Origin of the sequence: Peribacillus sp. FSL M8-0224 (genome assembly GCF_038003055.1) — a bacterium.
In the GTDB taxonomy this organism is placed as follows: Bacteria; Bacillota; Bacilli; order Bacillales; family DSM-1321; genus Peribacillus; species Peribacillus frigoritolerans.
The window spans coordinates 258,201-282,526 of record NZ_JBBOOJ010000001.1 but is presented as its reverse complement, the minus strand read 5'-3'; the positions used below and the strand labels follow the sequence as shown (position 1 = coordinate 282,526).

The window sequence follows — 24,326 nt, the reverse complement described above, 5'->3', positions numbered from 1 at the left end:
TTGTGAAATTCAGATTGTTACTTAATGACCCGTTTTGCCCCTATATATTTTTCTTTCCAATATTTATCACTCATTTTGACCACCTTGACCCCTTTGGTGGTAGTCCCGACAAATGTGCCATTTCCATAATAGATTCCTACAAAAGAAACCTGCTCCTTCTTACCTGTCGCATAGAAGACCAAATCGCCCGCTTTCAAATCTTTTTGCTTCACGGCCTTTCCGGTTTTATACTGGTCCGCACTCGTTCTTGGAATCTTCATTTCTGTGGCGGCATTTTTATATACATATTGGGTAAGACCGCTAGCATCAAACCCTTTAGGGGTCGTCCCCCCATATTTATATTTACTTCCCACCTGCTTCTTTGCCAAAGCGGCAACTTCATCACCATAATTGATAGAGGCTGAAGCATTAGCCGGACTGAATATGAATGCCGTCAATAATGCCCCGACTAAAACTATGGCTGCAAACCATTTTGAAACTGGTAAACGATAACTCATCCTTTTTCCTCCCCAAACTGAAAATGAACCACAATTTTAAATGTATGTTGATTTTCGGTTTTTAGACCAAATCATTTTCGGCGATCGTCATCCCTGCAAAAAAAATAACCAGATAACGCCGTTGTCTAGCTAATACGGTGTTATCTGGTATACTCTACTTTTCAGTAGCTGAAAGAATAGTGTCCATTACTTAGGTTCCTCGTATTGTCGGGCATTTTCACTGTCACTTAAACCTTTAGTTGTATGATCGACCACACCGCCGATCCCAAAGAATGTAAGCGCTATGAAGTTAATGATGCCTAAAGCGCCGTTCAATGCATCATCAGTAATGGTAAAGCCTATAGGAGTAATGAAATTGTTTATGAACGCGGCAACCATCTGCGCCAATATTAAAAGCCCAGGAAGGAGTACAGTGAATATAAACGTAGGGTTCTTAAGACGCACTTTCCAGTTGATCATTGCTTTTCCCCCTCTCTATCCTATTAAGTCCGCTTCATTGAAGATTGTCGCGGACCTGCTATATTTTATGCGGCTTGTCCTTTTTACGTTCAAAAATTCCATTATCATCTATTACTCTAGTTTCCCATAAACATAAAGAAGCCCATCAGAGGATGGACCTTCAAAGTAGTTTTTAAAAACACTAGAGAACGCCTCACTTTAATAAGTAAGTAACAGCTTCCTCGAGCTCTATATACTCCTCGGCGTGCCAGTTTATTCCTGACTTTAGAAAATAAGCTTCTGCCTCTATGGGTAAATGGGTAGTCACCGTCCGCAAACCTTTTCTCTCAATTTCCCCCGGAATGGATACCGGTGCCCAAATCCATTTTACTGCCGAGCCAATTTATTACCTGATTATATTAAATGCTAGATTTTTCACACTCCATTTTTTCCTGCAAAAACACTCTGATCCGTTCAGCCGCTTCAGTCAATCTCTCGGCCGGCTGGACCAAGGCCATCCGGACATACCCTTCACCCTGCTTCCCAAAAGCATCGCCTGGAACGACCGTTACCCCTGCTTTTTCAATCAATGCATAGGCAAAATCCCGTGATTTCCAGCCAGCAGGAATTTGGGCCCAAATAAACATCGTAGCTGATGTTTTCGGTACATGCCATCCCCCTTCCGCAAGACCTGAAATCAAGGCATCACGTCGGGACTGGTATTCCTTAACCTGTTCGGATAGCAGCGAAAGATTGGAAGTTAGCGCCATTTCGGCAGCTTTTTGAATAGGATAAAAAACCCCATAATCGATGTGTGATTTCAGCGTTCCCAGGATGTTCAGCGCCTCTTGATTGCCCACTGCATACCCAATGCGGCAGCCGGCCATATTAAAAGTTTTGGAAAGTGAGTTAAATTCAATCCCCACTTCCTTAGCACCAGGAATGGACATAAAACTGATTTGCGGATGATCATCAAAAATCAATTCCGAATAAGCAAAATCGTGAACCACCATGATTTCATTCTTTTTCGCAAACGATATAACGTCCGAAAAGAAAGTCTCATCAGCAAGGGCCGTGACAGGATTTCCAGGATAACTGATGATCATCATTTTCGTCTTTTTCAGTATTTCATCCGGAATTTCGTTGAGCTGCGGCAGGAATCCATTTTCGGCAGTAAGCGGCATCGGATGAATGATTCCGCCGGCAAGTTCCACACTCGCTTCATAAATTGGATATCCCGGATCTGGCACCAGCACATAATCTCCAGGGTTTATCATCGCCGTTGCCAAGTGTGCAAGGCCATCCTGTGACCCCATCAGTTGGAGGACTTCCCTTTCTGCATCCAGCTCCACTCCATAACGCATCCGATAAAAGTAACGGACTGCCTCATGGAATTCAGGCGTACCTTTTAACGTATACCCGTAGGAATTGCGATCCTGCGCATACTTCACAAGCGTATCCACCACAAAATCAGGCGGTGGTAGATCCGGACTTCCAACACTCAAATCGATAACATCCAGCCCCCGTTTCATTGCATCCTGCTTGCGGGCCGCCAACTCTGAAAATATTCCTGTTGTGAATCTTCCGACTTTTTCAGATGGAGTCATATTCATTCTGCCATTCCCCTCCATTAATGATTTTCTATCTATCATTATAGCAATCTTTCTCGAGTATTTTAAGAATTCATCAGTATCTGTTCGAGAGCCACATCAAGATGATCGAATTTAAATGCATACCCCGCCTTTTCCAATCTCTCAGGTTTGACCCACCGGCTTTTTAATATCAATTCCGTTTCGGTCCCCATAAAGAAAGCCCCCATTTCAAGCATGGGTGTTGGACAGGGAAGTCCTATCCGAATATTCATGAGCTTTTTCAAATGAGCCATCAATTCACGATTTGTAACTGGATGCGGCGATGAACAATTGAACACCCCGCTCAGCTCCTGATTCTTTCTCAGAAAAATAACAATGTTAAATAAATCTTCTATATGTATCCAACTGAATTTCTGATTTCCTGATCCTTGATGGCCTCCCAGTCCGAATTTAACCAAATTCCTATATTCCTGAAATGCTTTTCAAAGAATTGACCGACAAAACCAGTCCCGCCAGCTAAAACCACTTTCTTCAGCATATAACCAACCCACTTTCGTTTATGAGTTAATAGTATGAATAATAACGAGCGTCTTCTATGTGAAGTAATTCACATAGATTACACCATGTTATTACATTAAATGGTAGAAACACCTGCCGCTGTGCAATAATTGGTGAACTTGTCCAAGCAAAAGGGAAAATTACACATAAATTAGTAATGTGGAAATTTATAAAACAAAGGGGATGATTTCAGTGTCAAACAAAAAGCTAAGAAGAGCTGTTAATTCTGGAACTGGTAATTCTGGAACTGGTAATTCCGGAACTGGCAATAGCAGCCTTAGGTCTGCCTTGAGAAGAGTATTACAAAATTTATTAAACAATAATAGAGGTACTTCAATTAAGGAACCTACTTCCATCAAGCAACCCACTTCTGTCAAAGAATTTGAAAATTAGAAGGTTGCTTTTTTGAGATTAACATGGAATCCCTTTGGACTTATTTAAAGGGATTCCATGTTATGTATTTACATGTACCAGCTATATATGTCTAGTGAATAACTGTTATATCTGATAGAGATAAAGGAGAAGTTATGATGTATTTTTTTCGAGACTGGAAACCTAAAAAGGATATAAAGAAATTAACGGATATCACCGTAAAAAATTTTCGGGTTTCTTCCGATAAAGTTAATGAAATTCTGCAAAAGTCACACAAGGTACTTGTGATTTGTAATGATAAAGGTAAAGTAGTGGGATTCATTTGTTATAATCTTTATTTATATAAAGTTGCTCATATTAATTATGTAGTCATTGACAAAGAATATAGAGGAAAGGGAATTCTGCAAGCTCTTTTACCTGAATTAGTAGAATATGTGAGAAATAAAGGAATCCTTGTAGTGTCCGGTTTCGTGAACAAAAATAACCATGAAGCATTGAAAAAGTTTAGAGCCCTTGGTTTTAAACCGATTTTTATTTATCATGATGACATTCTAATTCAATCACTGATTTAAGAAGGGTCTCTTGAAGCTTATAGCGTAGATAAGAAGAAAGATCGATCAAATACATTCTGTTTCACCCCTATATTAACTGAAATTTCATTCCTGATACTAATACAAATAAGCGGGAATAGGATTATAGGGATATTTGAATTCTCTGTTCCTCCATGCAATGAACAACTAGGGAAGGAAAGCCTGTAAATTCTACACGGATTCATAGGCATTTTTCCTGTAGTCTCTTCTACCTTTCTTATAATCTTACCCCTCTCTCCGATGCTTCTTTTTCATGCAATATTCCATGTATTCAAGGCACTTCTATTAAAAAAACAGTATGCAACGTATGTCATTGCTTGGCTTGATCGTAGAGTTCCCATTAAAAAGGTCAACCAGTAAACACTAGTGAACCTATCATATGTTTATCTTTTTGAATAAAACTGGAGCGGTACTATATATATTGGAAGGAATCGCAATGATTTAATACCCCAGACATAATATTTTTCTATATTTTCAAAATAAACCCATTCCTGTATAGTGATTGTATACCTTCTAAAAGGGGAGATATAATGAAATCGATAGAACTAATCATCTTAAATCTGGAAGAGGTTAGAAGAAGAAACATTAAACTATGGACTTCAATACCTAAAGGCACACTCCATTGGAAACCGGACGACAAGGCAATGAGCTGTTTAGAAATGGTTAGACATGTCCTTGATAGTGAGCATTACTATCATTTATCCATTAAAAATCAAGGCAGCTTACCAGTTTATGAATCACCATATGAAAAACAGCCACTTAGCTCCGTGGAAGCGGAATTAAATTTTGCTGAACCATACAGGCGTGATTTTTTGGAAACAATCATGTCATTCAGAGAAGACGACTTATCCACTATTAAAATTGATCGCTCTGATGTAGGATATATCAGGGATTTAGGAGACATGTTGCTAAGAATCGCTTATCATGAGTCTGTACATACTGGTCAATTATTGGACTATTTAAGAACTGCTGGAGTCCCTAGAATAAGCGTTTGGGATTAATCAAATCATTTTCAATTGTGTTTCATCATGCTGAAGCACCACACTGTAGGCAACTCGATGAAAATCGTGTTTGTCTGCAGTTTTTTTTTGCTTGTACGATTTGGATGTTGATTTCCGCTTCAGGCACTCGCTTTCCGCGGGCGGTCGGCCCTCGGCTTGCGCCTGCGGGGTCTCCCCTAGACACGCTTTTCCCGCAGGAGTCTCACCCCCTCTCCAATCAACCTAGTTTTTAATTTTAGATAGGTTATTGTTTTAAATAGAACAATTTAAACTTGTGGTGATGAGGATGCTTGCTAAACATGATTTTAGAGATCAACTTGATATGTTTACTTTAAATCAACTGTTGCCGCAGATGCAGCTTATAAATCCCCTGATGCTCCACCATAATCAAACACTCCAATTATCTTCAAGAAAATGTTTCATGCAAGAAAATTGTGGAAAGGTAATGATATAGGAGGGATAAGAAATGTTATCAAAAAAACCGGCGGCCAGAATGGTCAGCGCCTTTATTCTGACCGGTTCTCTTTTAGGGGCAGGTGCATCGTTTTCAACAGAACCTGTTGAGGCTGCATCCACAATGGATTCCGCTTCTGCCATAGCTAAGGATCACGCTCTTACCACCTTACATGAAATCTACAACAAAGCTTTTTCAGGAGAAATGCCTTATACTGCCATGGGTTTGAAAATTAATGAAAACACCCAAAAAGATGTATATGAGATATTTGGTTCTCCCCCTGAACCAGGTAACACAGATGAAACTTTTGACTATTACCATGCAGAAATGGGGCATCCAGGTTTTGCATTTGCCTATAACGCTGACAAGACCATCTCACAAATCCGATATTTCGGGACAAATGTGGAACGGGACCATAATCTAGGAAGCATCACACCTAAAGTATTAGGAAATCAACTCGGCAGTGCTGACGAAATACGCCATATTTTCAGTACGAATGAAATCAACTACATTTACAAGACAGGGAATTATGAACTGCAATTCATTGTCGGTGAAAATCAAATTGTAGATCATATCAATCTACTCGAAGCTAAATAATATGTACGGTAAAATGGTTGTCGAAGGTTGCAGAGAATGAAATTATCCCTGCACCCTTTTTTTTGTTTCAAGCCCCTCCCCTTCTTTCCCTTTCAACTTCAAAGCCGTGTACTGCCAAAATCAGATAATGGAAACAATACGGTGGATATGGGCGGGGACCTTAAAGTGAAGGAAGGACAGATGGTCAAGATCACCGTCCGATTTAAGAGCCCCCAAAAGAACAATAACGGGGACCCCGTCAAGGTAGATCACGTGGATTTAATTTCCAGTTAAGTAACCGGGAAAGCAGAGCCTGGAACACCTGCTTATAATAAAGCCACCAATGATACGACAAAAGTGGTTAAACGCTTTACAAGTAAAGACTGGAAAACCGATCGCATGGTTTTCATGCCATCACTTACAAAGTCAAAGCAAATAAGGATCAATATTTCCGTTTACGCGGCACGAATCTAGGGGAAAATGTCTCTGGAGAAACGATGGACGGTGAACCGCTGATCGATAAAAAGACTGAAATCGAGGATAACGAAACGCGTTTTTCAGAAATAAACAAACGTAACTATAAAGACCTTTGGTTCTATTCAAACCCTATATTCTTCAGCGTAGAGGATAAATAATCATGGTAAAACTAAGTTAAGAATACTGCAATAGTTCTGGACGGCCTCAAAGAGCCCCTCTCCCACTTAGCGGAAGAGGGGTTTTTGACCCCTTAGAATCTTAATGTACACTTCCCTTCCCTTTCGTTTTATTTCACTTCCAAGCATGAAAAACCGTATAATTCACCAAGTTTCATTAACAATAATGATATAAGTTATTTTCATTGACTTTTTTCCTTTTCTTGTATAGTATCACAGAGTATCAATCCCTATCAGATTACTAGGAGGTTTACCCAAATGAAAAAAATGGTTGCACTTTTATCGCTATTGTTAGCTTTCACGGTTGTACTTACCGCTTGTGGTACCGATACTAAAAATGAGGCAAACGATACCGGCAATAAATCTTCTTCACAAGAAAGTCTATATGATAAAGTCAAAAAAGATGGCGTATTAACTGTTGGAACAGAAGGTACATATCCTCCTTTCACATTCCACGATGATTCAGATAAACTTACGGGGTTTGATGTTGAAATTGCTAAAGAAGTGGCAAAACGCCTTGGAGTGAAAGCTGAATTCAAGGAAACACAATGGGACGGCATGTTTGCAGGCTTGGATGCAAAACGATTTGATATGATCGCAAACCAAGTGGGCATCGATGAAGACCGTCAAAAGAAATATGATTTCTCTGACCCATATATTCAATCAGGGGCCGTATTGCTTGTACACAAAGATAATTCGGATATTAAATCCTTCGATGATTTGAAAGGCAAGACCTCTGCACAATCTTTAACGAGTAACTACAATGATCTAGCCAAATCACATGGTGCTGAAGTTACAGGTATTGAAGGATTTTCACAATCCGTACAGCTTATTGGTTCTAAACGTGTAGATGCGACGATCAATGACAAATTATCTTACCTTGATTATAAAAAGCAACATCCGGATGCACCTATCAAAGTGGCTGATGAGGAAGAAAGCGGAGTTGCAAGTGGTTTAATGTTCAGAAAAGACAGCGGCAAATTAGTGGAAGAAGTAAACAAAGCACTTAAAGCAATGAAAGACGACGGCACGTACGCGAAGATCTCGGATAAATGGTTTGGTGAAGATGTTTCTCCTAAGTAATATTTTCACAGACCCCGAGCGTATGGACCAGCTTGTTTCCATCGCTCAAACCTCCCTCTATCCGATGATAGAGGGAGCTATTCAATATACGATTCCACTAACGCTAATTTCATTTGTTCTCGGCCTTATTCTCGCTGTACTCACAGCATTGGCTAGATTATCTTCCATTAGAATTCTTCAAATAATTGCGCGTGTATATGTGTCAATCATCCGCGGGACACCTTTACTTGTGCAATTATTTATCATTTTCTATGGACTTCCAAATTTAGGTGTCACCATCAGTCCTTTTATATCGGCCATAATCGGATTCTCACTAAGTGTTGGAGCATACGCCTCGGAAATTATTAGAGCGGCCATTTTATCGATACCAAAAGGGCAATGGGAAGCAGGCTATTCGATCGGGATGTCATATACCCAAGCGTTAAAGCGCATCATTTTACCGCAAGCAGCACGTGTATCCGTTCCCCCATTATCCAATACGTTCATTAGCCTTTTAAAAGATACATCGCTTGCATCACTCATTCTTGTAACGGAATTATTCCGTAAAGCTCAAGAAATCGCTGCAAAAAACTATGAATTTCTACTGCTTTACATAGAAGCAGCTGCTTTATATTGGATTTTGTGTACGATTCTATCTTTCATTCAAGGAAGTTTAGAGGAGAGACTTAATCGTTATGTAGCAAAATAAGAACCGCAGTAGTTAAAGGAGATTTTAAAATGATCAACATTAAGAATCTTCATAAATCGTTTGGTGACCTTGAAGTATTAAAGGGCATCGATTTGGAAGTGGAGCAAGGCAAAGTCATTGTATTGATCGGTCCTTCCGGTTCAGGTAAAACAACCTTTCTTCGGTGTTTGAATCTCCTTGAGGTGCCCACGGACGGGACGATTGAAATCGATGAAACGGTAATGGACTTCAAAAAACCCGTTAGAAAAAATTCGATTACATCTTTTCGCAGTTTGACAGGGATGGTTTTCCAAAGCTATAACCTCTTCCCCCACAAAACAGCTTTGGAAAATGTAATGGAAGGCCCCATCATTGTAAAAAACATCGCCAAACATCAAGCGAAAGAAACGGCGGCTGCCCTGCTTACAAAGGTGGGCTTAGGTGAAAAAATCGATTTTTATCCGTTTCAATTGTCCGGCGGTCAGCAGCAACGGGTCGGAATTGCAAGGGCCCTGGCCATGGAGCCTAAGGTGATGCTATTCGATGAACCCACTTCCGCTTTGGATCCCGAACTAGTGGGAGACGTCCTGCAGGTCATGAAAGACCTGGCGAAAGATGAAGGCATGACAATGATCGTGGTAACCCATGAAATGCGTTTCGCCCGCGAAGTCGCCGATGAAGTCATTTTCATGGATGAAGGAAAAATAATGGAGCGGGGAACACCCGAGCAGATTTTCACAAACCCTAAAGAAGCGCGTACACGAAAATTCCTCAATATGATTCAATAAAAAAACGGTGCTATTCAAGCACCGTTCGCAAAACCCCCCATTTTTAGAAATGGGGGGTTTTGCCCATCATTATATCAATGAGATGCTTGGACCTGTTTAGTCTGTGTCCGTGCATGGTATAACTGAAAAAGAATCAAAGCAAAAACGGAAAGGATGGCACCCGATATAAATGGTAAATCAATCGAAATCGAAAATAACCAACCGCCGATCGGAGGACCGGCAATCCTGCCGAACGAGTCGAAGGAAGATAGCAACCCCGTGACACTGCCATGGCCCGACATGGAACTTTTGGTAAGCAGGGCCGAAATGGCAGGCCGGATGAACCCATTACCCACTCCGAAAATCGTCAGGAAGACCGCCGATGTCCAGAAGCCGGAAGAAAACAGGATGAGAATGAAACCGACTGCCGAGACGATGATTCCCATTCGTATGACCGAACCTTCCCCATATTTCTTTGTCATCCTGCCCACTAATCCACCTTGAACGATCGCACTCCCAAACCCCATGATCATAAAGATATAGCCTAATTGCACAAGACTTATATCAGCCTTTTTGGCTGCAAAATAGGCGAAAGTCGTTTCTAGTCCTGCCATTGAAAGGGTGACGATCATTTGCAAAAAGAACATGGTTTTAAGAGGCCCTCTAAAGGCTTTCCACATGGACTCTTTATTTTTTGACTGTTGGGCCCTCTTCTCTACTGTATGTGATTCCTTCAGTATCGCAATCACTAAGAATAAAGTAATCAAAGAGGATATTCCAGCAATGTAAAACGGCAAGTTCAAACTTGATTTGGAGAATACCCCGCCAATCGCCGGTCCAAAGATGAATCCAAGCCCTGTGGCGGCCCCGATGATTCCCATCCCTTTTCCCCGATCTTCCGGCGTCGTGATGTCAGCCACATATGCCATTGCGGTTGGCATGTTTGCCGATGACAAAATCCCGCCAATGATTCTGGCTGCAAATAATACCCATAGGGAATCTGCCGAAGCCTGGATGAAAAACGAAAGGGCCAGTCCAGCAATCCCGATAATCATGACAGGCTTACGCCCTATCCGGTCAGATATACGTCCCCATATCGGGGCAAAAAATAATTGCATCAGTGAATAAACAGCCATTAAAAGGCCAAGCTCTGTAGGACTGCCACCAACCTTTTCAGCAAGGAACGGTATGACGGGAATGATGATCCCAAATCCGACCATGACTAAAAACATCACTAAAAAAAGTACGGGTAACACCTTTTTTGTTTCCATTATATTTTTCTCCTTTTATTCTTCCACATTCGCTACGTACATTGGATCGAGTTCCTAAAATCCCATTACTTAGCATAATCTACCTGGCAATACTTTAAACAGTTTATCATACAACCTTTACCAAATCAGTATGAAGCACGACCTTCTTTCGGAAACTCCCTTAAATAAATAAGAACCAGGCATAAATATCCTCAACTCTACAGGCATTTCTCATGTAATGGCACTTCGTTATTTTCACTGTGTTTCGTGAAATCAATGGCATGAGTTCGTTAAAAATCTTTTCCTCCCCTTATTTTTTCTTAAGGGGTACTCTATACTGTAGGGTATGATTGATGTTTGGGAGGTAGAAGAATGTCTAATGATCAGTGGATTTTAATTATTGACGATGAAGAAGATTTGGCACGTCTCATGGAGACAGTTTTACATAAAGAAGGTATCCCCAATATTATTACGGCGGGGACGATTGCGGATGGGTGGGCAAAGTTTCAAAAGTTCGATCCATCACTAGTCTTGCTGGATATCATGCTGCCAGATGGTGAAGGCTATGATTTATGCAAGCAAATTCGTGAAGTGTCGAATGTGCCCATTTTATTTTTGTCGGCAAAGGATGAGGAAATTGATAAGCTTTTAGGGTTGGCGATTGGAGGGGATGATTATATTACCAAACCATTCAGTCCGAAAGAAGTTGCCTATCGAGTAAAGGCGCAGCTTAGGCGGGCGGGCTATACAGAGGAAAAAACCTCACCTAAAAAATTGCAAATTGGTCCATTTGAGCTTAGTTCAAATGAAAATGAAGTGAAAAAGGATGGCGAAACCCTTGAGCTCACAGCTAAAGAAATCGGTCTGATGAGCTGTTTCATGCATCATCCGAATCAGATATTGAGCAAGGAAACTTTGTTTGAACATGTGTGGGGCGATGATTTCTTTGGCTCTGATAATACAGTGATGGTCCATATTCGCCGTTTACGCGAAAAAATCGAAGCAGATCCTTCAAAGCCATCTTTTCTAATAACCGTTAAAGGGCTTGGTTATAAATTACAGACCAAGGGTGAAACAAGATGAAGTGGAAATTGACACGGCGCTTTTTAGGATCCGTTGTGACAATTGTTGTAATCGTAGGAATCGTAAATACCATTTTACTTTTATGCTTACTCTTTGTTCATTTCGACACGGAAGAGGAATCTGCGGAGAACTTTAGCCGATCTTTTTCACAATATGTTGAACTAATAGATGACAAACCAAAGGTAAATGAAGAAGGACTGGAAAAACTGCGGAACACGAACGCCTGGATACAATTTTTGAATGATAAGGGTGAACAAGTAGCAGCCTATTACACACCTCAAAAATTGCAAACCGTATATTCTCCTGTTGAAATCGTCCAAATGTATAAGTATAAAGAAATTGATGCAGAGACGACTGTTTTTGCCGGCGAAGCTCATGATTTCAGCTATTTTGTAGGGGTTAAAGATCGAGGAATAGGCCGATATGTACTGTCCTATAATTATGTTCACATTTTAAAGTACTTCAACATCATACTTTTACTGTTTTTAACGGTGGATATTATTATTGCCCTAGTCATTGGACTATTATTTGGTAAAAGATTAACGACACCACTTAACACTTTAATAGAAGGAATTCAGCAGCTTCGTGAAAGACGTTTTAAAAAGATGAGTATACCAAAAGGCGTCTATGAAGATGTATTTCACAATATGAATGAACTATCGGTAAAGTTAGATCAGTATGAAAAAGAACGTGATCAACTCGACCAAATGCGTGAGGAATGGATTAGCAATGTTTCTCATGACATGAAGACACCACTTGCATCCATCCATGGTTATACTGAATTGATGAAAGACAATGCCACTGAATTAACACCACAAGAATTGTATGAGTTTACATCCATTATTAATAGACAGTCCGTATATATGAAAAATCTGTTGGATGACCTCAATTTAACGATGCGTTTACGCAACCAACGACTTCCTTTGCAATTTGAAGATGTTGATATCGTTGGGTTTATAAGAGAAATGACGATAGAGCTCTTAAATGATTCACAATTTGGTGATCGACAGGTCGAATTTGAGGCAAATGTGGATAAAGCAATACATAAAGTTGATAAAAATTTACTGAAACGGGCAATTTTTAACTTTATCTACAACGCACTCGTACATAATGATGAAAATGTCGTCGTGAAAATACAAATTGATGATATTCATCTACAATCAGAACATCATACCCAAATTACCATTGCCGATAATGGCCGCGGTATTCCCTCCAAAGATTTGGATCAGGTTTTTGAACGCTACTATCGAGGTACGAATACTGCCAGTACCCATGGGACCGGCTTAGGAATGGCCATTGCAAGGGACATCATTCTGGCTCATAAAGGTAAACTGGATTTGACTAGCATTGAAAATAAGGGAACAACCATCACGATACTTATATAATTTATTTTTTCTACAGAGAAAGGGCTGTCCATAACTTACAGACAGCCCTTCTTTCCTATTTATTTTGGTTGTGCCTTTTTTGGAATATCCTCAAATTTCACTTCATCATATGACGAAACTTCATCACCATTTTTCACGTACATCTTTAAGTAAGCATCTTTTCGAAGATTTTTTTGTGCTGTGAATTCAAGCGGTAGCGTTTCACCATCTGCATTTTTGGCGTCAAGTTCATAAGAATAGTAAGTCATCACTGTACCATCATCCAGTTTGGTTTCATGCTGCACCCCATCCTCTGTAATTTGCAAATAATAATTATCGGCATTCATGCGGTTAAAGTCCATTTTAGTAAGCGCGAATACTCCTGCCGCTCCAAGTATGAACAATATGCCAACTACCATAAAAAATTTCTTCATTTCGATCATCCTTCTGTTTTATTATTTTGTGTGATAATACGACTATAAGAAGCTACCGTTAAGATATAATACAGACCGTAAATAATCGTATAAGCAATCATCCAGATCAATACAGGTTTTGCCAGATTCATCATCAATAACCCCGAGAAGGCTTTTAAAGCGACCGCACTGTGCAATAGCCCGACTGCCAGCGGGACGAAAAAGATTACAAACACTTGGGATGCAATGGATTTCCGCATTTCTTTTGCGTTAACGCCCATTTTATGAAGCATATTGTATTGTGATTTATCTTCCTCAGCCTCCGTTAGAACTTTAAAGTAAATGATACTCCCTGTTGCCGCTAAAAAAACCAGACCAAGAAAACTGCCGATAAAGAGCAATGATCCCACACTTTCAATGCTTGCTTGAAAATCTTGAGGCGCACTGGAAAATAGAGCTTCTTCAGGTATTTGTTTTGATATTTTTTCAGATAAATCCACGGAGGCTTGATCAACACCGATAGCACGATAGTTCAGGGCTTCCCCTTCTTTTTGCAATGATTTAAATTGATCATTCGATACAACCACTGCAATGCCTGCTGTTTTGGCATTTAAAACCGTTTGTGTTTTAAAGCTTTGGAATGTTATCGCCGTGTTGTTTTCTGTCCTTATCGTCTTGTCCTTGTATTCAGGTGAGAATCTTTTGTCATATCCAATATCTAAAATGACTGCTTTGCCATGATTCACATGCAATGCTTCCTTACCTTGTACATCTGCCAATTTGTTATATGTTCTTTCATCGATTACCGTGTAAATCCTTTTATCCGAGTTATCGAATGCTGATTCCTCGCTAAGTTCTTTCGTATTAAATGTAATGGATAGCGCTTCAACATTTTCATCATACTTTGTATCTGGCAAAATGGCGGTGACTTGATGATCGCTTTTAGCATCCGTTTGCTGATACATGAAGGTATTCGGATCAACGGTCATAACTTGGTCATTCGCGTTATAATAAAGACCATAAACAGCACCGCCAGCCGTTACCGTTGTAGCACTTAACACCGCAATTACGGTCAATGTCCTTGCATTCCCCCGAATGCGATAAAGCAATTGCGAGACCGTCATCAGATGCAGGCCTTTCCATAGCCATTTTTCATTTTTCTTGATCACGGCTAACACAAAGCCTGTCACGCTATGAAACAATAAAAATGTACCGGCAATAACAGTTGTCAAAATAATGAGTGCCGTCATCAAAAAGCCAATCTTTTCCCACACTTTAGAAGTAAAAAGATCTTGCATCGCCAACCAATATCCGATGACAATCAGGAAAATTCCCAGAAAGGCTACAATCATAGATGGCTTCGGAGCCGCTTCCCCCTTTTTCGATGCATGGAAAAGATCAATTAGTTTAAATTGGTAAATTAAACGATAGCCCTGGAATGATGTCACCAAGAAAATAATAAGAAATACGATAGAGGTGTTCAAAGCTGCAGATCCCGAAAATGTAAAAGGTGCGATGACATCATAGCCCATTAAATAGATCAAGATCGTCATGAACCCTTTTGAACAAAGAAATCCAAGTAAAATCCCCACAACTAATGAAACCAAGCCTAGCAATAGATTTTCAAAGAAGAGCATAAAGCCAATCTGGCGATTACGTACGCCAAGCAATGCATATAATGCCACTTCTTTTTTACGTTTTTTCATGAAAAATGAATTGGAATAGGCAATAAAAATGGCAACGAAAAAAATCAGGATGACGGCCGCACCACTCATTAATGAACCTAATTTCTGTGATGAAGCCGTTTGTTCTGCAACTGCATCACTATACTTCAATGTTACAAATGTGAAGTAGATGATAATGCTAAATACCATGGATGCGATATATATAAAATATTGGGAAAGGTTCCGGGCAATATTTTTTCTCGCCAGACTAAATAACGTCATCTACCTCACCTCCAATTGTTGCAAGGACATCCATGATTTCTTGGAAGAAAGCTTTACGTGATTGGCCACGACGATAAATTTCTGTTGAAAGTGTACCATCCTTGATGAAAATGATCCGCCGGCAGAAGCTTGCGGCATATGCATCATGTGTCACCATCATGATGGTGGAATTATTATTTTCATTTAGTTCACTTAAGCTTTCCAGCAGACCTGTTGCAGATTTTGAATCAAGTGCACCTGTTGGCTCATCTGCCAGGATCAATGCCGGCTCTGTCACAAGCGCTCTGGCTGCAGCTGTTCTTTGCTTTTGCCCACCGGAGATTTGGTATGGATATTTAGCTAATAAATCTTCAATCCCAAATACTTTAGCAATACGATTCACCAATGCAGTAATTTCTTTCGCTGGAATTTTCGCAATCGCCAGTGGCAATAATATATTTTCCTTCACAGTCAATGAGTCTAGCAAATTGTAGTCCTGGAAGATGAAACCCAGATTTTCACGTCTGAAATCCGTTAAGGCCGCCCCTTTCATATCGTGAATGCTCGTATCATTCATATAAATTTTCCCCTCAGTCGGCGAGTCGATAGTTGCCAACATATTGAGCAATGTCGATTTCCCCGCTCCAGAAGGTCCCATGATTCCTACAAACTCCCCTGCATGAATGTCAAAAGATATATTTTCCAGCGCCGTATAGGCAGTGCTTGATTTACCATATGTTTTTTTTATATTTTCCACTTTTAATAATGGTTCCATTTGTTTCACCTCTTCAGTATTGTTGATACATTTATCTTACATGCTCATTCTTACAGCATCTTTGTGCCAACCTTACAGCAAGCTTAAATCCATAAAAAAACACCTCCCATTTAAATGGAAAGGCGTTTTTTTGATTTTTTAAATAGTAAAAGTATTTAACTTTGCTTCAGAAGCCTGCGGTCGATAACAAAATTACCAAATGGAATGAATGAAACGATGAAAATCATCGCCATTTTTAAAAAGGACCATTTTGATATGATGCTCACATAAAGTAATAAAAGCCCAAACACGACAAACAGGAAACCATGGATGCTGCCTAAAATGAGTGTTGCTTCCCCAATATCCAATATGTACTTAATGGGCATACCAATGGCAAGCAATAGAACATATGAGATTCCCTCAATTATTGTAATAAACCGAAACCAACCAATAGCTGTCGAAAACATTCGCTCATCCCCTTATTCATTGTACAAGTACGGCACACAAATCCAGCTTCCTGTCCCAATCCAAAATCTGTTACTCTATCATATTATATTACGTTGGCACCCACTAATAAATAGTACCAGGTTTTCCTAAAAGTAGAACAATAAAAAAAGCCCAATCAAAGGATTGGGCCTGTCAATAACGTATGGTTGTAGTTTACTTAAAGACGCTAAATGCGAAACCAATTCGCTCCCTCATCCATGTGCACGAAGGGAATATCCGTATCGATTACACCTTTGATTTGTCTTAAATCAACATCTTCCCCTTCGAGCCATTTCGCAAAATCTATGGAAGTCGGCTCCTGGTTCCCTCCCAAGGCAATCCAAGCTTTCATCTCTTTAGGTAAATAAGCGGATGTATGAATCGTTCCCGCCCAGCTGCTGTATAAATCCGAAAAGACTCCTTGGTTTGTATCATTAAACAACCGATAAGCATCGTAGGCTGAAGAAAGTTTCCCTTCATGATCTTGAATGATCTCCAATCGGCGTTTCGAATCGATAAGATGGTTACGGTTTTCATTTTTCATGATTTCAAAATGATTGGTACAGGCATTTGACGTGCGCACCTCTACATTTCTCGGAGAGGTTTCCACTATATAGGTACTTCCGCTTTTATCATAGACGACGTAAGTGAAAGAATGACGATGCGGGATTTCCTTCAACATCGCCACCGCTTCCTGAACGTCCGCACATGATTCAACGATCAGTCTGCCAATCATGCAACAGATGAAACCATCACCAGGGTTCTTGCGATTCATGAAGTTATAGCCTATCACCAACCCTTTTTCGTTCATTCCATCCATCCGGCCAGTCCCTCGCTGACTAGGGCCGATGCTTGAATACCCTTGATCCGTTGGCTGGAATAAGACATAGCGTCCTTCATAGGTCTTCGGGTGGTAATCATAATTGCGAATGAGATAATCATTGCCTGTCATGATCGAACAGCCCGACCGGACATAATCCAATCGGTATCCACCGAACTCTTGCAGCACGCGGTCCATTGGCCATTTCAACGCTTCTTGCAACCCCAGTAATTCTTCCCAAACGCCAGGGGCGAATTGAGTAATGGCTCTTTTGACCTCTTCTTCTTCAACCGTAAACCGCGGCTGCCTGATCTTCCACTGATCTTCACGGTTTTTTACCGTTAGTGAATCTTTTAATTCCTCCCCTTGCATGTATCCAAACTCATAATGTGTACCCCGAAATTGTATGACATCACTATATATTTGCTTCACGGCTTATCCCTCATTTACAGTAGTTGCTATTCAAATTAAGGATACTTGAAGTATTGTTGAAAATAAAGAAGATAAGCCTTTAAAATTTATGAAACAACTCACCACCCCGTACCTCCTTCATAATCTGTAACTAGGCACATTTATGAGGGGGACGGATCATGGAGATGGAATTAACGCCACTCCATTGCAAGGCGTGGCGATGGCGATGAACCTTTTTGGTCACGGAATAGCATTATCAGGGTAAACAAGAAATAGAGATAGTTGACGAAGAATTCACTTTAATAAGAAGGACTTATACTGTATTTGAGGAGTCCTGCTTATGGAAAACTTATTCGAAAATAGAAAAGACCTGCTTCATGTTGTAAGGGTATATGAATTCTCCTTTTTATTTTTGACTCGTCTTACAATGCTGTATAAGTAAGGAACAAAAAAAGGCCTGGTAATCCAGACCTCTTATCGGGGAAAGTGATTCCACTAATAAAACCAACTACCTTTTAGATTTATCTTTTATAGTTTTTGCTATTGCTAAAAAACTATAAATCCGATAATACCCACGAAACCTAATATATTAATTATAGTAGACAATCCGATTCTTCCTTTCCGTATAAATCTTATTCTTTATTTTGAATAACAACTCTAAAGGAACCAAAAGTTTGTTGACTCTCATAATTATCAGGACTTATTTCAAAAGGAAAGGGAAAGGCGATGAGTTGGAAATTATTTTCTCTTTCAACGTCGGGTAGATTAAAATCAAAAAGATGTCTAGTTTCTGGTGGAACAGTGGTATATAAGACGTCTGTGTTATCTCTAACTGCAACTTGTTCCCAATCTTTTAAAGCTATGATTGCATATCTGATCTCAGCATTTGTCTAATTTCCGGCAGAGAACTTAAGTTCCTTGCCTTCTTTTTCAGTCATAATTGATTGCAACTTTTCCTGACTATTTGTGATAGATATATTTTCATTGAATCCATCCTTTACAATAGCATCAGGTTTTACTTGCTTTACTTTTTTTGCATCTTTCCCGCTGTCAGCTTTGTTGATGGAATACCGCATACTTAAAACTTGTCCCTAAAATCCCTGCCCTATTTAGATCGAGCTCCTTCAATTTATACTCTGGCTTTTGAACGATTAAAAAAGTCAATTCACTGGAATCGGAACGAATGGGAACAGAAACATTGAAGTTTATGGAGGTGTTAGGTTTCGCATCAAAGAAAAATTTATTTACTTCCTGCTCCTTATTTTCAGCTTTGAAATTTACTTGTTTATAATCTTCAAAAATAAGTAAAGCATACTTTCTGTCCTCATCAATGTCATTGTCTACTGAGGCAACAACTGTCACTTCATTGTTTTTACTATTAAGTGCCGCTTTCTTTTTCAATATCATCATTATTAGACGTGCTTAATTCTTTAGGTGGAGATGAAGCATAAAACCAGTAAATAACCCCAAGCAATATCAAAACAGATAACGCAGCTATGTAGTATTTTTTCATAAACCAAGCTTCTCCTAATTAAAAGAGATATGCAATGAGCATATCTCTTCATTATTTTTCTACTACCAATTACCAATAGGCCTTTGTTTGACCATTAACAGTTTTATACCCTTTAAGTTTAAAAGTATGAGTCCCAATAGCAAAATCATTCCTGAAGTATATTGAATCGTTCAATGTTTTAACTCCAATATAGTCCGTCTTTGTAGAACTTGCTGATTTAGTTTTTATTAAAAAAAGCCTTCTCGATTGAGAAGGGTTTATCTGAATAAGTGAAGGGTAACACATTATTTGATTTTATTCATTTAATTACTTAATATTCCTGTAAATTAAAAAATCCCTCTCATTAGAGAAGGATTTTTTTGTCTGAAGGAGTGTTGGAAACAACAATAATATTTTTTCCAATCAATTATCTAATATACATTTTAAACCATTTAATTATTCTCAGTCTAACTTCCTGATTACTGTAGTCGATTTTGTTGTCCCATTTGACCATATTGTTGTTGCCCTTGTTGGTTCCCCATTTGTTGGCCAGATTGTTGCTGTTGCCCACCTGTCATTTGTTGTAATTGCTGTTGTGCTTGACTTACAGCTTGATTCATTTGAGTTAATGCTCGATTACTTTGAATGTATTGAGAAGCTTGATTTAAAGTTTGAATTGCTTGTTGGATAGATTGTTGAAGTTGTTGATCTGTTTGTTGTAATTGATGTTGAGTTTGACCACTTAATTGTTGAATTTGTTGCGATAATTGGTTTTGCCCTTGTGGTTGTTGCTGATTTTGTTGTCCCGTTTGTTGGCCGGACTGTTGTATCCACAATAATCCCTCCATATTGAAATTAACCCTTTGAAAAAGGCCATTTATTAACCTGTTCAATATTCGCGGTAAATATCCATAAAAACACCAATAAAAAAACCTTCTCGATTAAGAGAAGGGCTTTTTTGTCTGAAGGAGTGTTGTTGGAAACACAATAATATTTTATCCAATTAATGATAATAGAAAAGCCCTCTCATTAGAGAAGGGCTTTTGGAAAAGGAGTGTCTATAGGAAGTATTAACACATTTCATACTTTATCCATTCGATTACCTTTTATTCATCCTACAAAAGATAAAACCCTCTCCATTAGAGAAGGTTTTACAACTGACGAGACTTGTGAGGGCTTCTCACATTAGTATTTTAACCGTGTAAAATCCTTTTATTCCTCGCTTTATATTATGCAGCAAACAATTCCGTGATGGTAGCTTTGCCCGCCTTCTTATCTGCAGTCATCTTTTTATCTTTCTGGAATTTATATAAAGCCGACTCTGTACCTTTTCCAAATATAGAATCAAGTGATCCAGGATTATGCCCTGCCAAATAAAGTGCAGCCTGTAGAATCCATGTGAGATTGCCTTTTGCACCTTTTTCGACCGTAACGATGGCGTCCTTAGTTTTTACTCCCCATTTACCATCCACAACAAGCTTTTTATTAAACTGCTTTATTAAGTTCGGTTTGCAAAACTTTAATAAGTTCGATTGATTTTAGGTCCATTAAATCCATCCGTAACAAGACCCGCTTTATAACGGCTATTTAAGGTTTTTTGAATGGACCTAACTACTTCATCTCCACTGTTTGAAGTTTCGGTTTCTTTCTTATTATCATCAGGTTGGACAATAATGCCTTTAGCATTTTCAAAATTGATTTTCTGACCAATTTTTAGTTTAGTTGGATCGATACCAGGATTCGCTTTAATTAAATCTTCAACTTGAACGCCACCAGTACCGTCCTTATGTGCAATGCTCCATAAAGTATCACCTTCTTGGATTGTATAAACCTCAGGAGCCGGATGTGGTTTGACTGGAGCCTTTGAACCTTTCCAATAAAATGCATTTCTGTAGTTATCTGACAACAAACTTTTTTCAAGCCATAACCTGGCATTTCGTTATGAGCTTTATCTAACTGTCCAATTCCATCTTTAACAAGAGCAGCTTGAAGCTCTGCGATACTTGCAAGGGTAGCATCATCCATAGTGTCATATCGATAATCACCATCAACACAGATTCCAAGCGAGAACTGATTGCTATTCCCTACATGATAGGTCCTTCGGATATCATTTGCATATACAATCCTAGCCCTTTTACCATTTGGGGTATTAATTAGATTCTTAGGCTCGATAATAAATGTATATCCACCTCCAGGCCACCCCAGCGTGTTTACATGGTGATCCGCGAAGCTTTCAGCATCAGATTCAACCAAACTCTTTTTTGTTAATGAATGATGCCATACACGGTGAGTAATTGTTTTCGTGCGCATTGAATATATGCCTTTTGACTTTAATTTGCCAATTCTACCGTCTAATTGTGGAAGATTTGTAAAGTTCATTTACTTACTTTGTACGGATGATAGCTGATTCAGTAGCATTATCTTATACAACATTCCCCTATTTCAACTAAGTCTTAAGCAAAAGAAAAAATACACCATGTAATCTCCTCTTAAACTCGTTATTTACAACATAAGTTGTAAATAAGATAAGCCTTTAAAATTTATGAAACAACTCACCACACCGTACCTCCTTCATAATCTGTAACTAGGCACATTTATGAGGGGGACGGATCATGGAGATGGAATTAACAGCACTCCATTGGATTTATGTTGTATTTATTGCATTGATAATCGGGTTTATGGTAAAACGTCGTGATACTACCCTCATCTGCATAATTGGCATTTTCCTTTTGGCTTTAGTGGCTACAGGCAGTTTAGCCTCTTCCATAAGCGGGATATTCAACAGCTTCATTTTCGCAATCACGGAATTAATGTCCACGATATTAATCATTTCCATCATCGTTGCCATGAGTATGGTTTTGACGAAGTCGGGCATTAATGATGTCATGATTGCACCATTTGCGAAATTCATTAAGAATCCTACACTCGCCTTTTGGGTAATCGGCATCGTCATGATGGTGATATCCTGGTTTTTCTGGCCATCACCTGCCGTTGCCTTACTTGGGGCAGTCCTGCTCCCCGTAGCCTTACGGGCTGGTTTACCTGCCCTTGGGGTGGCAATGGCGATGAACCTTTTTGGTCATGGAATCGCATTATCAGGGGATTTCATCATTCAGGCTGCGCCTAAACTTACGGGCGATGCGGCTTCGATACCTGTCGGTGATGTCATTGCTGCGAGCATCCCCCTTGTCATTACGATGGGGGTCGTCACCACCCTCTCCGCCTTTATCCTTTTAAAGCGGGATATGAAGCTTGGAAGAATCAAGGCGGATAATGAGGGATTTGTCCAAGATCAAACAATGAGTGAAAATCTGCTTACACTGGGACAAAAGAAGTTTTTTGCCGTCTTCATTCCAATCGCCTTTCTGTTGGATGTTGTGGCATTGTCGATTTTGAAGTTGCAAGGCGGAGATGCCACGGCGTTGGTTGGCGGTACAGCGGTTTTCATTTTGCTGGTTTTATCCCTTGTCGCACATAAGCAGCAAGGGCTTGAAAAATCAACGGCCTATTTGATCCAGGGTTTTCAATTTGCCTTCAAAGTATTCGGACCGGTCATTCCGATCGCCGCATTCTTCTATTTAGGTGATTCTGGATTCAATCAGATCATCGGTGACTACTTACCGAAAACATCCCTCGGCATCGTCAATGACCTCGGTGCCGCATTGGCGGCCTCCGTTCCTTTAACGAAAGAAATAGCCGCCGTCACATTAACCGGCATCGGTGCCATCACCGGCTTGGATGGATCGGGCTTCTCAGGCATTTCTTTAGCGGGATCTGTCGCTAAACTCTTTGGCACGGCAATCGGAGGCGGAACCGCCACCTTGACTGCACTCGGGCAAATAACCGCGATTTGGGTTGGCGGAGGTACCCTCATTCCATGGGCACTGATTCCGGCAGCTGCCATATGTAATGTCAGTCCCTTTGAACTTGCCCGCCGGAATCTGCTTCCGGTAACCATTGGTTTAGCAGTGACTACAATAGTAGCGATGTTTCTCATTTAATCGAATTGCGCCGATTTGTGTGGACTCCTAAAAGGAGGTTCGATTGTTTTTTACTTTTTTATAAGGATGGACCCTCATTGATTGAAGAAATCAGCGACATTCCTGCCGAATAACTGGCTAGCCGGGACCCCACAGGCGCTTCCGTCGAGGAGGCTTAGCAGACAGTCGGCCGTATGGGAGTGGATTTCTGAAAGCAACTGGTGCTTTTTAAATTTGTCTACAGTAAAAAGGACTGAAATAAATCAGTCCTTTTTTAGATGAAGATTGGGTTTCATGGGTATCCAAACGGATGCTTACATTAGAGCAAGTTTTGGTCAAGTCAGTCAGTCCGCTCTCTTAAATCAAGACTCCACAACGACTATTGAGTACATACTCTTGAATGATTTTTAAAACGATATCCTGGTTTTGCTTTATATAGAAATGATCACCCTTTAATATATGCAATCCTTCAATATGTTCAATGTATTCATTCCAGCTTTCGATACTTTCCTTCGTCACGGTATCATTCGATCCCAATAGCAAAACGGCCTTGTTTCCCACCTTTTTCTCGCGTTTTTTTTCATGGTGATAGTTGGCTAATACATTCAAGTCGGACTGAATTATCGGAAGGAATATATTCATGAAATCTTCCGTTTCCAGGAGTTCCTTGTTTGTTCCCCCGATTTTTTCAAGCGACTGTTTTAAATGTTTTGTATTAGAGCAATCTATTTGATCTACTTTATATTCTGGGGATGACTTACTTGAAATGAATAAATGTTCAACTTTATTATCATCTCTCTCTTCTAATTTTGCCGCAATTTCATAGGCTACGATCGCACCCATGCTATGTCCAAACAAAGAGATGTTTTCCAGTGAATTCATTTGATGTTTCGTTTCCATTTCCTTCAATAATATATCCGTCAAATCCGTCATATGTTCACATAATGGTTCACTATATTTACTGCCATGTCCAGGGTATTCCAGCGGGATTACCTCTATCCCATCATCATCAAATTTCCATTCTCTATAAAAAGATGCACTTCCCCCCGCATAAGGGAAACAAAAAAGTGTTTTCTTCAGTCCTTCCATCCCCCTTCTCT

At 39.7% G+C, this 24,326-nt stretch carries 25 protein-coding genes and 3 pseudogenes; 11 read left to right on the top strand and 17 right to left on the bottom strand.

Annotation, left to right across the window (positions count from 1 at the left end; all coding sequences use genetic code 11):
• Nucleotides 1-17: 17 nt before the first annotated feature.
• The 4 genes and pseudogenes from MKX49_RS01285 to MKX49_RS01270 all read right to left on the bottom strand — a co-directional run.
• On the bottom strand, nt 18-497 hold the full coding sequence (locus tag MKX49_RS01285) for a C40 family peptidase (RefSeq protein ID WP_340874377.1): 480 nt from the start codon (nt 495-497) through the stop codon (nt 18-20).
• A gap of 186 nt (nt 498-683) precedes the next feature.
• Entirely contained in the window at nt 684-956 is a 273-nt protein-coding gene (locus tag MKX49_RS01280; RefSeq protein WP_053533767.1) for a phage holin, read from the bottom strand.
• 398 nt (nt 957-1,354) lie between these two features.
• Entirely contained in the window at nt 1,355-2,548 is a 1,194-nt protein-coding gene (locus MKX49_RS01275) for an LL-diaminopimelate aminotransferase (protein ID WP_340874373.1), read from the bottom strand.
• Nucleotides 2,549-2,610: 62 nt separating this feature from the next.
• A pseudogene (locus MKX49_RS01270) lies at nt 2,611-2,994 on the bottom strand (DUF1731 domain-containing protein); the annotation flags it as partial.
• A 283-nt stretch (nt 2,995-3,277) separates the two neighbouring features.
• Between MKX49_RS01270 and MKX49_RS01265 the strand changes: the two are divergent.
• The 8 genes from MKX49_RS01265 to MKX49_RS01230 all read left to right on the top strand — a co-directional run bounded on the left by MKX49_RS01265 (nt 3,278) and on the right by MKX49_RS01230 (nt 9,269).
• On the top strand, nt 3,278-3,478 hold the full coding sequence (locus MKX49_RS01265) for a hypothetical protein (RefSeq protein ID WP_340874371.1): 201 nt from the start codon (nt 3,278-3,280) through the stop codon (nt 3,476-3,478).
• 137 nt (nt 3,479-3,615) lie between these two features.
• Nucleotides 3,616-4,029, top strand: a complete 414-nt coding sequence (locus MKX49_RS01260; RefSeq protein WP_340874368.1) for a GNAT family N-acetyltransferase — start codon at nt 3,616-3,618, stop codon at nt 4,027-4,029.
• Nucleotides 4,030-4,577: 548 nt separating this feature from the next.
• A complete protein-coding gene (locus MKX49_RS01255) occupies nt 4,578-5,048 on the top strand; it encodes a DinB family protein (protein WP_340874367.1) in 471 nt (156 codons plus the stop codon).
• A gap of 466 nt (nt 5,049-5,514) precedes the next feature.
• Nucleotides 5,515-6,099, top strand: coding sequence for a YjgB family protein (locus tag MKX49_RS01250; protein ID WP_340874365.1), 585 nt, complete (start codon nt 5,515-5,517; stop codon nt 6,097-6,099).
• 476 nt (nt 6,100-6,575) lie between these two features.
• Nucleotides 6,576-6,713 carry a hypothetical protein gene (locus MKX49_RS01245; protein WP_340874362.1) on the top strand — a complete coding sequence of 46 codons (138 nt, stop codon included), beginning with the start codon at nt 6,576-6,578 and terminating at the stop codon, nt 6,711-6,713.
• A 276-nt stretch (nt 6,714-6,989) separates the two neighbouring features.
• On the top strand, nt 6,990-7,814 hold the full coding sequence (locus MKX49_RS01240) for an amino acid ABC transporter substrate-binding protein (protein ID WP_063595121.1): 825 nt from the start codon (nt 6,990-6,992) through the stop codon (nt 7,812-7,814).
• Nucleotides 7,798-8,502 (top strand): amino acid ABC transporter permease, encoded by a 705-nt coding sequence (locus MKX49_RS01235; RefSeq protein WP_340878432.1) that lies wholly within the window; start codon nt 7,798-7,800, stop codon nt 8,500-8,502. The genes MKX49_RS01240 and MKX49_RS01235 overlap by 17 nt, the downstream gene beginning before the upstream one ends.
• A 29-nt stretch (nt 8,503-8,531) precedes the next feature.
• A complete protein-coding gene (locus tag MKX49_RS01230; protein WP_063592139.1) occupies nt 8,532-9,269 on the top strand; it encodes an amino acid ABC transporter ATP-binding protein in 738 nt (245 codons plus the stop codon).
• Between the two features lie 74 nt (nt 9,270-9,343).
• Here the strand turns inward: MKX49_RS01230 and MKX49_RS01225 are convergent, their stop codons facing one another.
• Nucleotides 9,344-10,519: an MFS transporter gene (locus tag MKX49_RS01225; RefSeq protein ID WP_230135756.1), complete on the bottom strand. Its 1,176-nt coding sequence runs from the start codon at nt 10,517-10,519 to the stop codon at nt 9,344-9,346.
• 351 nt (nt 10,520-10,870) lie between these two features.
• Between MKX49_RS01225 and MKX49_RS01220 the strand changes: the two genes are divergently transcribed.
• Nucleotides 10,871-11,581, top strand: a complete 711-nt coding sequence (locus MKX49_RS01220; RefSeq protein WP_072272401.1) for a response regulator transcription factor — start codon at nt 10,871-10,873, stop codon at nt 11,579-11,581.
• Entirely contained in the window at nt 11,578-12,966 is a 1,389-nt protein-coding gene (locus MKX49_RS01215) for a sensor histidine kinase (RefSeq protein WP_340874356.1), read from the top strand. The genes MKX49_RS01220 and MKX49_RS01215 overlap by 4 nt, the downstream gene beginning before the upstream one ends.
• 59 nt (nt 12,967-13,025) lie before the next feature.
• Here the strand turns inward: MKX49_RS01215 and MKX49_RS01210 are convergent, their stop codons facing one another.
• The 11 genes and pseudogenes from MKX49_RS01210 to MKX49_RS28335 all read right to left on the bottom strand — a co-directional run.
• A complete protein-coding gene (locus MKX49_RS01210) occupies nt 13,026-13,379 on the bottom strand; it encodes a YxeA family protein (protein ID WP_340874353.1) in 354 nt (117 codons plus the stop codon).
• Between the two features lie 5 nt (nt 13,380-13,384).
• The gene (locus MKX49_RS01205) at nt 13,385-15,304 is read right to left on the bottom strand and encodes an ABC transporter permease (RefSeq protein WP_340874350.1); all 1,920 of its coding nucleotides are present in this window, start codon (nt 15,302-15,304) and stop codon (nt 13,385-13,387) included.
• The gene (locus MKX49_RS01200; protein WP_340874348.1) at nt 15,291-16,058 is read right to left on the bottom strand and encodes an ABC transporter ATP-binding protein; all 768 of its coding nucleotides are present in this window, start codon (nt 16,056-16,058) and stop codon (nt 15,291-15,293) included. The genes MKX49_RS01205 and MKX49_RS01200 overlap by 14 nt, the downstream gene beginning before the upstream one ends.
• 155 nt (nt 16,059-16,213) lie before the next feature.
• The gene (locus MKX49_RS01195) at nt 16,214-16,504 is read right to left on the bottom strand and encodes a DUF3817 domain-containing protein (protein WP_034305497.1); all 291 of its coding nucleotides are present in this window, start codon (nt 16,502-16,504) and stop codon (nt 16,214-16,216) included.
• A gap of 206 nt (nt 16,505-16,710) precedes the next feature.
• Complete coding sequence (locus tag MKX49_RS01190) at nt 16,711-17,775, bottom strand: C45 family peptidase (protein ID WP_340874345.1); 1,065 nt, start codon at nt 17,773-17,775, stop codon at nt 16,711-16,713.
• Between the two features lie 1,029 nt (nt 17,776-18,804).
• The gene (locus MKX49_RS01185; protein ID WP_340874342.1) at nt 18,805-19,155 is read right to left on the bottom strand and encodes a hypothetical protein; all 351 of its coding nucleotides are present in this window, start codon (nt 19,153-19,155) and stop codon (nt 18,805-18,807) included.
• The gene (locus tag MKX49_RS01180; protein ID WP_340874340.1) at nt 19,133-19,267 is read right to left on the bottom strand and encodes a hypothetical protein; all 135 of its coding nucleotides are present in this window, start codon (nt 19,265-19,267) and stop codon (nt 19,133-19,135) included. Before MKX49_RS01180 ends, MKX49_RS01185 begins: the two co-directional genes overlap by 23 nt.
• 458 nt (nt 19,268-19,725) lie before the next feature.
• Nucleotides 19,726-20,073, bottom strand: a pseudogene (locus MKX49_RS01175) (hypothetical protein); the annotation flags it as partial.
• Between the two features lie 402 nt (nt 20,074-20,475).
• A complete protein-coding gene (locus tag MKX49_RS01170) occupies nt 20,476-20,718 on the bottom strand; it encodes a peptidoglycan-binding domain-containing protein (protein ID WP_340874338.1) in 243 nt (80 codons plus the stop codon).
• Between the two features lie 47 nt (nt 20,719-20,765).
• The gene (locus tag MKX49_RS01165) at nt 20,766-21,152 is read right to left on the bottom strand and encodes a LysM peptidoglycan-binding domain-containing protein (protein WP_340874337.1); all 387 of its coding nucleotides are present in this window, start codon (nt 21,150-21,152) and stop codon (nt 20,766-20,768) included.
• A 71-nt stretch (nt 21,153-21,223) separates the two neighbouring features.
• Nucleotides 21,224-21,556: pseudogene (locus MKX49_RS28335) on the bottom strand (peptidoglycan recognition protein family protein); the annotation flags it as partial.
• A gap of 302 nt (nt 21,557-21,858) precedes the next feature.
• On the opposite strand from MKX49_RS28335, the gene MKX49_RS01160 reads away from it, so the two are divergent.
• Nucleotides 21,859-23,247: a hypothetical protein gene (locus MKX49_RS01160; RefSeq protein WP_340874335.1), complete on the top strand. Its 1,389-nt coding sequence runs from the start codon at nt 21,859-21,861 to the stop codon at nt 23,245-23,247.
• A gap of 336 nt (nt 23,248-23,583) precedes the next feature.
• Here MKX49_RS01160 and MKX49_RS01155 read toward each other — a convergent pair whose 3' ends face one another.
• Nucleotides 23,584-24,315, bottom strand: a complete 732-nt coding sequence (locus tag MKX49_RS01155) for a thioesterase II family protein (protein WP_340874333.1) — start codon at nt 24,313-24,315, stop codon at nt 23,584-23,586.
• Nucleotides 24,316-24,326: the final 11 nt, after the last annotated feature.

Excerpts from the sequence above, each read along its gene's own strand:
- MKX49_RS01285 (WP_340874377.1), bottom strand. The coding sequence starts at position 497 with ATGAGTTATCGTTTACCAGTTTCAAAATGGTTTGCAGCCATAGTTTTA.
- MKX49_RS01280 (WP_053533767.1), bottom strand. The coding sequence starts at position 956 with ATGATCAACTGGAAAGTGCGTCTTAAGAACCCTACGTTTATATTCACT.
- MKX49_RS01275 (WP_340874373.1), bottom strand. The coding sequence starts at position 2,548 with ATGAATATGACTCCATCTGAAAAAGTCGGAAGATTCACAACAGGAATA.
- MKX49_RS01260 (WP_340874368.1), top strand. The coding sequence starts at position 3,616 with ATGTATTTTTTTCGAGACTGGAAACCTAAAAAGGATATAAAGAAATTA.
- MKX49_RS01255 (WP_340874367.1), top strand. The coding sequence starts at position 4,578 with ATGAAATCGATAGAACTAATCATCTTAAATCTGGAAGAGGTTAGAAGA.
- MKX49_RS01250 (WP_340874365.1), top strand. The coding sequence starts at position 5,515 with ATGTTATCAAAAAAACCGGCGGCCAGAATGGTCAGCGCCTTTATTCTG.
- MKX49_RS01245 (WP_340874362.1), top strand. The coding sequence starts at position 6,576 with ATGGACGGTGAACCGCTGATCGATAAAAAGACTGAAATCGAGGATAAC.
- MKX49_RS01240 (WP_063595121.1), top strand. The coding sequence starts at position 6,990 with ATGAAAAAAATGGTTGCACTTTTATCGCTATTGTTAGCTTTCACGGTT.
- MKX49_RS01235 (WP_340878432.1), top strand. The coding sequence starts at position 7,798 with ATGTTTCTCCTAAGTAATATTTTCACAGACCCCGAGCGTATGGACCAG.
- MKX49_RS01230 (WP_063592139.1), top strand. The coding sequence starts at position 8,532 with ATGATCAACATTAAGAATCTTCATAAATCGTTTGGTGACCTTGAAGTA.
- MKX49_RS01225 (WP_230135756.1), bottom strand. The coding sequence starts at position 10,519 with ATGGAAACAAAAAAGGTGTTACCCGTACTTTTTTTAGTGATGTTTTTA.
- MKX49_RS01220 (WP_072272401.1), top strand. The coding sequence starts at position 10,871 with ATGTCTAATGATCAGTGGATTTTAATTATTGACGATGAAGAAGATTTG.
- MKX49_RS01215 (WP_340874356.1), top strand. The coding sequence starts at position 11,578 with ATGAAGTGGAAATTGACACGGCGCTTTTTAGGATCCGTTGTGACAATT.
- MKX49_RS01210 (WP_340874353.1), bottom strand. The coding sequence starts at position 13,379 with ATGAAGAAATTTTTTATGGTAGTTGGCATATTGTTCATACTTGGAGCG.
- MKX49_RS01205 (WP_340874350.1), bottom strand. The coding sequence starts at position 15,304 with ATGACGTTATTTAGTCTGGCGAGAAAAAATATTGCCCGGAACCTTTCC.
- MKX49_RS01200 (WP_340874348.1), bottom strand. The coding sequence starts at position 16,058 with ATGGAACCATTATTAAAAGTGGAAAATATAAAAAAAACATATGGTAAA.
- MKX49_RS01195 (WP_034305497.1), bottom strand. The coding sequence starts at position 16,504 with ATGTTTTCGACAGCTATTGGTTGGTTTCGGTTTATTACAATAATTGAG.
- MKX49_RS01180 (WP_340874340.1), bottom strand. The coding sequence starts at position 19,267 with ATGAAAAAATACTACATAGCTGCGTTATCTGTTTTGATATTGCTTGGG.
- MKX49_RS01160 (WP_340874335.1), top strand. The coding sequence starts at position 21,859 with ATGGAGATGGAATTAACAGCACTCCATTGGATTTATGTTGTATTTATT.
- MKX49_RS01155 (WP_340874333.1), bottom strand. The coding sequence starts at position 24,315 with ATGGAAGGACTGAAGAAAACACTTTTTTGTTTCCCTTATGCGGGGGGA.